1 protein-coding gene is annotated in these 270 nt (G+C 50.7%); it reads right to left on the bottom strand.

The genetic code is table 11. The features are described from left to right. Positions 1-270: ABC transporter permease subunit (locus AAEY88_RS13775; protein ID WP_350563288.1), on the bottom strand; the 270-nt coding region annotated here is incomplete at both ends.

Genomic DNA, 270 nt, shown 5'->3' with positions numbered 1-270 from the left:
AGATAGCGGCGGTACGGAGACGCGCAGTGCCTGCGGCAATATAACATGGCGAAAGGTCTGCAAATACGTCAAGCCGACAGTCGAACCGGCTTCCCACTGTCCTTTTGGAATAGACAAAATGGATGCGCGCACCGTCTCTGACGCATAAGCACCAATATTTAGCGAAAAAGCGATGATCGCTGACGGAAAAGGATCAAGCTTGACCCCAACACTCGGTAAACCATAAAAGATAATAAATAGCTGTACCAGCATCGGCGTGCCGCGAATGGC

Source organism: Psychrobacter sp. CAL346-MNA-CIBAN-0220 (assembly GCF_040309805.1).
GTDB lineage: Bacteria > Pseudomonadota > Gammaproteobacteria > Pseudomonadales > Moraxellaceae > Psychrobacter.
This window is presented reverse-complemented; position numbering and strand designations above follow the sequence as displayed.